This is a genomic window from Microcystis sp. 49638_E5, from assembly GCF_021300285.1.
In the GTDB taxonomy this organism is placed as follows: Bacteria; Cyanobacteriota; Cyanobacteriia; order Cyanobacteriales; family Microcystaceae; genus Microcystis; species Microcystis aeruginosa_C.
In genome coordinates, this window is sequence record NZ_JAJTDH010000125.1 from 1 (window position 1) to 7441 (window position 7441).

Genomic DNA, 7441 nt, shown 5'->3' on the forward strand with positions numbered 1-7441 from the left:
CGGCAATAGCTCTTTTTAATTCTCTTGAATCTGGATTCGTTTTAATCCATTTATCTAGTTCCTCGATATCTTTTTTGATTTTCTGAGCCTTGTCCATAATTAAAGTTATTAAAATATTGACTTAGATTATAGCATTTTTTTCAGAAATTGGTTTCCACGTCTCAAATGTAAATGCTATATCCAGTTTTCTTAGCCGGTGTCCGTCAACCCCGATGAATGCCGATAGCCAGTTAAAACCACCAAGATAGGGCGGCGAGAGTAACTAAAGACTATTTTTTTGGTAAGATCAAAGCTAAACTAACCATCACGCCCTCTTGAGGAAAGATTTATTTATGAGCGATATAGGGTTTATTTTGACGATAATCAACAATTTCCTGCAAATTTACTCGGTAATCCTAATTGTTAGGGTTTTACTGACTTGGTTCCAAAATGCCGGTTGGGCCTATCAGATTATGTCTTTTCTCAGTCCGATTACCGATCCCTATTTAAACCTCTTTCGCTCGATTATCCCACCCCTAGGCGGGATGGACTTGTCCCCGATCCTCGCTTTCCTGCTGCTCAACGTCGTTCAGAGTGTCGTAGCCACAGGGGCCAGCAGTCTGGTCAGTAGCAGTTTCTAAATCCGCGGATCCACACTACTGGTAAAACCGGAAGCTTTGAATTTTTCCAGTCGCAAGGGGGTTGGTTGATTGGTAGAAACAGAAATTCTGATCTCGAAATCACTAATCCCCGGTGGCACTTCGGGAATTGCCCCGACTCGGCTACGATTTTGTAAAGCCGGTTCCCCGTTAGCATCGTAAATCCGACCAAAAACATCGGCATCATAGACGGTTTTTCCAGAATTATTTTTAGCTTTGCCGGTGATTAAAAAACAATTAGCCGGAAAACTGGTTCCCCCACTGGTGACACTCCCCTCGGCTAATTCGGGGGGACAGTCTTTATAAGATACATCTAATAGTTGAATTGGGGTCAAAGCTTGAGCAGTAGGGATGATAAGCCAGCTAGACAGCCAGAAAAGAACAGAAAGCAGCAAAACGGTGAGCGAGCGTGGTGTCATAGAAGAGTGATTTTACGGTATGATTTCCCCAATACTTAGATTATCGTGGATCGTCACCCTTTGAAATCAGCTTTTTTAGGACTCTCATGGGAATGGATTCCCACAGACGCTCCCGATAGTTGCGACGGGTTTACCTGTGAGGTAATAGGTGTAGGGCTAATTCATGAATTAGCCCTACAATGGGCGTTGTCAAATTGAAAGATGCTCCGAATCAGCACCGGAACTGAAATTACTTTGATAGCAAGGATTGCATTGCATCTTTACCTATTCTGATCTGACAACGCCGTAAATGAAAGTGAGGATGACTCCCCCCCTGTTAGTTGCCGTATTCGCTTTCAAAACGGTGAAGAATAGGAAATACAAGGAATATATCAGTGGAATCGCCCTAATTGGCGTTTTCTGACCTGAAGGAAGATCACTGCTCGGTTATCGGCTAAAATTTAAGATATGTAAAGAAGGGAGATAAATTTTATGGCCGCTAATGTTGAGATCTATACTTGGAGTTCCTGTCCTTTCTGTATCCGCGCTAAAGCATTACTCAAGAAAAAAGGGGTGGAGTTTACCGAATATTGTATCGATGGTGATGAAAGAGCGCGAGCCAAAATGTCCGATCGAGCCAATGGTCGTACAAGTGTACCACAAATTTTTATAAACGATCAACACATCGGGGGCTGCGATGACATCTATGCTTTAGATAGAAGTGGTGGTTTGGCTCCCCTGTTGCAGAATTAAGGATAAAAACTATTAATGAAACTAGCCTTTATTATCGATCCGATCGAGTATTTAGAGCCGGGCCATGATACCAGTGTAGCTATCATGGAAGCGTCCCAATTATTAGGCCATGAAGTCTGGATGACTTCCATCACTGATCTCAGTGCGATTGCGGGAAAAGCTTGGGCAAAACTAACTAAAATTGAACTGGTTCCCGTGGAGTTAAAAGATAATCATTGGGTGGCTGTATCTCAATGGTATCAAAGACAAGAGACAGTTTTTACCTGCCTAGAAAACTTCGATTTTGTCTGGATGCGAAAAGACCCACCCGTGACGATTGCCTATCTTTATGCCACCTATTTATTAGACCTGATCGACCCCCAAAAAACCCAAGTAATTAACTCAACTAGGGGTTTACGCCATGCCAACGAAAAGTTATACACTATTCATTTTTCTCAGGTAATGCCCGCCACAATTGTTTCCCAAGATAAAGCGACAATTAGGGAATTTGTCAACCAAAAAGGGGCGGCAGTTATGAAACCTTTGGGGGGCAAAGCAGGGGAGGGAATTTTATTTCTTAGTCCCGAAGATCGCAATCTCAATTCAATGATTGAAATTAGCACAAAATGGGGACAAGAACCGGTAATGATTCAAGATTATTTACCAGCTGCCAAAGAAGGAGATAAACGCATTATTGTCCTCAATGGTGAACCGATCGGGGCAGTTAATCGTATTCCCACCGGTTCGGAATTTCGCGGTAATATGGCGGTGGGTGGACGGGTGGCAAAAACAGAAATCACCGATCGAGAATTAGAAATCTGTGCCACTTTAGCCCCAAAATTACGAGAAGATGGCCTATATTTTGTCGGATTAGATGTGATTGGTGGCTATCTGACGGAAGTTAATGTCACCAGTCCCACCGGCATTCGCGAGATCGATCGATTAAACAATCTTAGTTTAGGTCAACAGGTGATTAAATGGCTAGAAAATTTTTCGGGAATTATAAATTCTAAATTATGAATTATGAATTGGGAGTGGGAATTATGAATTATGAATTATGAATTGGGAGTGTAGAGTGGGGAGAATAAATAAAAACAATCTCCTATCTCCTGTCTCCTATCTCCTGTCTCCTATCTCCCGTCTCCTCTCTCCTATAAAAAAAATGAATGCTTTATCAATACCGACGTGGATAGTTCATGTATCGAGTGTCGTAGAATGGATAGCGGCAATCTGGTTAGTCTGGACCTATGGCGACATCAGTAGCGATCGATCGTGGCGAATGTTATCTTGGGGAATGTTACCCGCTTTAATTGGGGCTATGTGTGCCTGTACATGGCATTTTTTTGATAATATCAGTGCCTTATCCTGGTTAGTCACCCTACAGGCAGCCATGACTGTCTTAGGAAATTTTACCCTCTGTGCTGCCGGTTGGTGGCTGTGGCGTTCCAGTAAAATTAGCGTTAACAATGAATAAAGAGAGTTTATTTGCCATTTCCCTGTTTCCCTATCTGGGGTTTCTTTGGTTTGTCACTCGTTCGGGAAAAATGCCCCATTTAGCCCTAATTGGCTTTTATGTGCTGTTAATATTCGTTTTTATCACCATTCCTGCCGGTATCTACGCCAAGATACACTATGGTCAAGAATTAGCCAACGTCGATTGGTTACACGGTAGCGCCGAACTTTTCCTCACCCTCTCCAATATTCTCGTCGTCCTAGGTTTTCGTCAGGCAATTTTAGCCAAAAAGGAAACAGAGAAAGGGGAACAGGGAACAGGGAGCAGTGAACAGGGATAAGGGGTGTGGGGTGTGGGGTGTAGGGTGTAGGGTGTAGGGTGTAGGGTGTAGGGTGTGGGAAGTGGGAAGTGGGGGGTATTTTCAGGGAACAGTGGACAGTGAACAGTAAACAGTAATCAGTGAACTGACAACTCACATCTGATAACTGATAACTGATAACTGATAACTGATAACTGAATTGTGATACAATCGCCCCAAAACGTCCCAGCGTCAGTCAACTATGTACCCGATTACACCGTCCATCAGTGTCAATGAACCAAACCCGCAGGCTGCTATCCAGACTTTATCGGTAGTGGTTCCCATTTATAACGAAGTGGACAGTATCCCCCATCTCGTCGAGAGTATCGCCACGATTTTGCGTTCTTATCAAATTAACTACGAGATTATCTGTGTTGACGACGGTTCTAAGGACGGTTCCACCGAGGTTTTAACTAATTTAGCCAAAAATCGCGATGATCTCAAGGCGGTGATATTGCGACGCAACTACGGACAAACCCCCGCTATGGCTGCCGGATTTAATTATGCCACGGGACAGGTCATCGTTACCCTCGACGGCGATTTACAGAACGATCCCAATGATATACCCCTATTATTGGCCAAATTAGAGGAAGGTTATGACCTCGTGAGTGGCTGGCGCAAAAATCGCCAAGATGACCGGGTAAAACGGCTTTTACCCTCAAAAATAGCTAATTGGATCATAGGAAAGGTAACAGGGGTCAAATTACACGACTACGGTTGTTCTTTGAAAGCCTATCGAGCCGAATTAGTGGCCGATATGAATCTCTACGGGGAATTACATCGCTTTTTACCCGCGTTAGCTTTTATTGAAGGGGCAAAAATAACCGAAATTCCCGTTAATCACCACGCTAGACGGTTCGGACAGAGTAAATATGGTTTAGGTCGCACAATTCGCGTGATTATGGACTTATTTACTGTCTTTTTTATGAAAAAGTTCCTCACCCGTCCGATGCACATTTTTGGAGTCTACGGACTGTTATCCATGGTAGTGGGGATTATTTTAGGCACTTATCTGACTATTCTCAAACTCGGTTTCGGACAAGAAATCGGCACTCGACCTTTGTTAATCCTGGCCGTGTTATTCTTTTTAACTGGGGTACAATTACTCTGTTTTGGTCTTTTGGCAGAAATTTTGATGCGAACTTACCATGAATCCCAAAAACGTCCTATCTACCGCGTTCGTACTGTTGTCGGGGATAGGGGATTTTTCAGTGAGCAGTAAACAGTAAACAGTGAGCAGTAATCAGTGAAAAGACATCTCGGAACTTGCCACTTAATATTGTTCACTTAAAACTCAAATCTGATAACTGATAACTGATAACTGATAACTGAAAAAAATATGACTATTTGGGAACTTGATTTTTATTCGCGGCCGGTGCTGGATGAAAATAATAAAAAAAGATGGGAATTATTAATCTGTGAAACTCCGGCAACAATCGATCGCTCCTCCGATACAATATTTAAATATGCCAGTTATTGTCCTAATACTATGGTTAATTCCCAATGGTTGGGAGAGGCAATTACTGCAGCTATCAAGGCAGCGGGGGGAACTCCCAAAAAAATTCGCTTTTTCCGTCGTCAGATGAATAACATGATTAGCAAAGCTTGCGAGGATATCGGTATTCCCGCTTCCCCTAGTCGTCGCACTCATGCTCTCACTAGATGGATAGAAGAAAGAATGGTTAATTTCTACCCTCAAGAAGTTGGTTATGATCAAAATTTAACTAAAACCGCTTCCGTGAATTATCCTCCTTTAAATGCTGTTCCCCTTCCCGATGCTGTCCGGGGAGATAAGGCAGATAAATGGGCCTTTGTCACGCTAGAATTGTCTTCTTTTAATGATTTAAAAGATTGGGATATTAGCTTCGGAGAAAATTTGCCCATACTAGGAATGGGATTAGATGAGAATCTAAAAATCCCCGGTTTAGTTATTTTTTCCCCCCGTGCTTTACCATTAGCTGGTTGGATGTCAGGGTTAGAAATGGCCTATTTAAAGTTAGAAACTGGTTCTCGTCCTCTGCTACGTTTAGAAACGGGTGCTAGTGATAGCTGGATTCTCGTCAACGTCACTAATGCCGAGACTTTAAACGAAGCCAAAAACTTTGAAGAAGCTAAACAAAAAGCCAATAATCTGCATTTTTTAGCCATTCAATCTAACCCTGAATCGGAATCCTTCGCTGGTTTTTGGCTACTACAAGAAGGCTCTCAAGAGTAAAGTTTAGTCAAGGTGGATTGAAAACCCACCCCTAGGGAATTAACTTAAAAACATTGTCCAGTCCAGCTACCGTGTAACCCGTAGGGAATATGGTGTTTAAGATGGATAACTGCTAGGGAATTAGTAATATCTTTAGCATCTAAGATTACCACATTTGATCGATGATTGGCCGCATCGTAAGTAACTACCAATAACCAACCATCATCCTCAGCAATTCCATCGGGTTTAGGCACAAAAATTGGTTCACCCGCAAATCCCCGGGGAGCAAAAGAATGTAATTGTTTTTCTCCCGTTAATAGGTCCAGTTTTAAGATTGCTTGCAAAGGAGCATTACCAGTGGCATGATGAGCGGCAGCGATGTATAAATAACGGTAATCTCGACCAACTTTTGCAGGATTGATGCTGGGAAATTCACAACAATGCTCTAGAATACATTCTCTTGTAACCGTATTTTCTGATAAATTTAGTGTAAATCGCCACAGATGTCCGGGTGCTAAACTATCAAAATCTACCGATTGAAAATTGCTATTTGAATCCAGTTGTGGTAAGGATTGATAACAAATAGAATCAATATAAATTTTCTCCCCTTGTTCAAAAGCATTGCTATGGTGGAAGACAAAACCTGATGGAGTTTCTAAAACTTTCACTTCTCTTTTGTTAGGATCCCGGGGGATAATAATAATCTTAGTTAACTTGTCCGGTTGATTGATGACGCATTCTCCCGCACCTTTTAACCCAAAAAGAAAGGGAAAAGGATTATAACCAACCGGGTTTTGGAAAAAGATAGCGTAGTGGGGAGTAATAACAAAATCGTGGATAAAACAAAAGCCCGGTATACTGTGGGTATGACGACGTAATAACTTACCCGTGGGACTAATTTCGTAGAGAGTAATAGCACTCGACAAACCCGTTTTAATGGCAAAATTTACCAGACAAGGTTGATAATTATCGAAGATACAAGCGGGATCGATGCGAGGATGAGCGGCAAAAGAATCGCCTTTTTCTAAGATACCATCGAGATAGTCTAAACCAATAGTATCAAGGGTTTTAGCATCGAGGCGATGGGGTTCGGCCGCTTCCCAAAGTGCCAGTAATTTATCACCCCAGTAGATAACATTAGTATTAGCAATATTTTTCAGACGCAAATCAAAAGCATTGCCGAAAATTCCCCCCGGTTTTTTCGTGCCGAAAACACCGCGATAAAGGGGTTTTCCCGCTTTCTGTTCCTGGAGATAACCCTCAGTTTTCACAAAACGATTACGATAATGTACGCGGCCATGGTTGAAGCTAATCGCGCTGATCATACCATCCCCATCAAAGGGATGAGCGATCGCAGTGCCGGCGATATCCAGTAAACCGGGGCCGTTTTTAAAGACTGTACCCTGTAAATCGGGGGGAATTTGCCCCTCAATGTCTTCTACCTCGTAATCGTACTCGTTAGGTTGGGATTGATAGCCTTTTTGCCAATCCTGACGATTATAGGATTTTTCGCCAATTGTCGGAGTTAGTACCATGGTAGTTTTAGGTTTGAATTATTAGGGGTCGAGAAGGTCGTCACCGACCTCCCCTCCCATTCAGAACCGTGCGTGAGACTTTCGCCTCACACGGCTCCTAGTTTGACTGTTCCCTTGTTAAGGATACAGCTTG

General features: G+C 42.6%; 9 protein-coding genes. 7 read left to right on the forward strand and 2 right to left on the reverse strand.

Annotation, left to right across the window (positions count from 1 at the left end):
- The first annotated feature begins 332 nt into the window (after nt 1-332).
- Nucleotides 333-620 carry a YggT family protein gene (locus LW728_RS21290; protein WP_002763635.1) on the forward strand — a complete coding sequence of 96 codons (288 nt, stop codon included), beginning with the start codon at nt 333-335 and terminating at the stop codon, nt 618-620.
- Here the strand turns inward: LW728_RS21290 and LW728_RS21295 are convergent.
- Nucleotides 617-1057 (reverse strand): hypothetical protein, encoded by a 441-nt coding sequence (locus LW728_RS21295; protein WP_002741759.1) that lies wholly within the window; start codon nt 1055-1057, stop codon nt 617-619. The genes LW728_RS21290 and LW728_RS21295 overlap by 4 nt on opposite strands.
- Before the next feature lie 471 nt (nt 1058-1528).
- Between LW728_RS21295 and grxC the strand changes: the two genes are divergently transcribed.
- The 6 genes from grxC to LW728_RS21325 all read left to right on the forward strand — a co-directional run bounded on the left by grxC (nt 1529) and on the right by LW728_RS21325 (nt 5794).
- Nucleotides 1529-1789, forward strand: coding sequence for a glutaredoxin 3 (gene grxC, locus LW728_RS21300; protein ID WP_002803525.1), 261 nt, complete (start codon nt 1529-1531; stop codon nt 1787-1789).
- 15 nt (nt 1790-1804) lie between these two features.
- Nucleotides 1805-2788 (forward strand): glutathione synthase, encoded by a 984-nt coding sequence (gene gshB, locus LW728_RS21305; RefSeq protein ID WP_002803527.1) that lies wholly within the window; start codon nt 1805-1807, stop codon nt 2786-2788.
- Between the two features lie 142 nt (nt 2789-2930).
- Entirely contained in the window at nt 2931-3242 is a 312-nt protein-coding gene (locus LW728_RS21310) for a DUF2499 domain-containing protein (protein ID WP_002734463.1), read from the forward strand.
- Entirely contained in the window at nt 3235-3561 is a 327-nt protein-coding gene (locus LW728_RS21315) for a DUF3593 domain-containing protein (RefSeq protein ID WP_287768124.1), read from the forward strand. Before LW728_RS21310 ends, LW728_RS21315 begins: the two co-directional genes overlap by 8 nt.
- Before the next feature lie 220 nt (nt 3562-3781).
- A complete protein-coding gene (locus tag LW728_RS21320; RefSeq protein ID WP_287768125.1) occupies nt 3782-4801 on the forward strand; it encodes a glycosyltransferase in 1020 nt (339 codons plus the stop codon).
- A gap of 117 nt (nt 4802-4918) precedes the next feature.
- Entirely contained in the window at nt 4919-5794 is an 876-nt protein-coding gene (locus tag LW728_RS21325; protein ID WP_287671357.1) for a Tab2/Atab2 family RNA-binding protein, read from the forward strand.
- A gap of 44 nt (nt 5795-5838) precedes the next feature.
- On the opposite strand, the gene LW728_RS21330 is transcribed toward LW728_RS21325, so the two are convergent.
- A complete protein-coding gene (locus LW728_RS21330) occupies nt 5839-7308 on the reverse strand; it encodes a carotenoid oxygenase family protein (protein ID WP_287768128.1) in 1470 nt (489 codons plus the stop codon).
- Nucleotides 7309-7441: the final 133 nt, after the last annotated feature.

Bases quoted from the DNA above. Each gene is read 5' to 3' on its own strand.
- LW728_RS21290 (WP_002763635.1), top strand. From the start codon at position 333: ATGAGCGATATAGGGTTTATTTTGACGATAATCAACAATTTCCTGCAA.
- LW728_RS21295 (WP_002741759.1), bottom strand. From the start codon at position 1,057: ATGACACCACGCTCGCTCACCGTTTTGCTGCTTTCTGTTCTTTTCTGG.
- grxC (WP_002803525.1), top strand. From the start codon at position 1,529: ATGGCCGCTAATGTTGAGATCTATACTTGGAGTTCCTGTCCTTTCTGT.
- gshB (WP_002803527.1), top strand. From the start codon at position 1,805: ATGAAACTAGCCTTTATTATCGATCCGATCGAGTATTTAGAGCCGGGC.
- LW728_RS21310 (WP_002734463.1), top strand. From the start codon at position 2,931: ATGAATGCTTTATCAATACCGACGTGGATAGTTCATGTATCGAGTGTC.
- LW728_RS21315 (WP_287768124.1), top strand. From the start codon at position 3,235: ATGAATAAAGAGAGTTTATTTGCCATTTCCCTGTTTCCCTATCTGGGG.
- LW728_RS21320 (WP_287768125.1), top strand. From the start codon at position 3,782: ATGTACCCGATTACACCGTCCATCAGTGTCAATGAACCAAACCCGCAG.
- LW728_RS21325 (WP_287671357.1), top strand. From the start codon at position 4,919: ATGACTATTTGGGAACTTGATTTTTATTCGCGGCCGGTGCTGGATGAA.
- LW728_RS21330 (WP_287768128.1), bottom strand. From the start codon at position 7,308: ATGGTACTAACTCCGACAATTGGCGAAAAATCCTATAATCGTCAGGAT.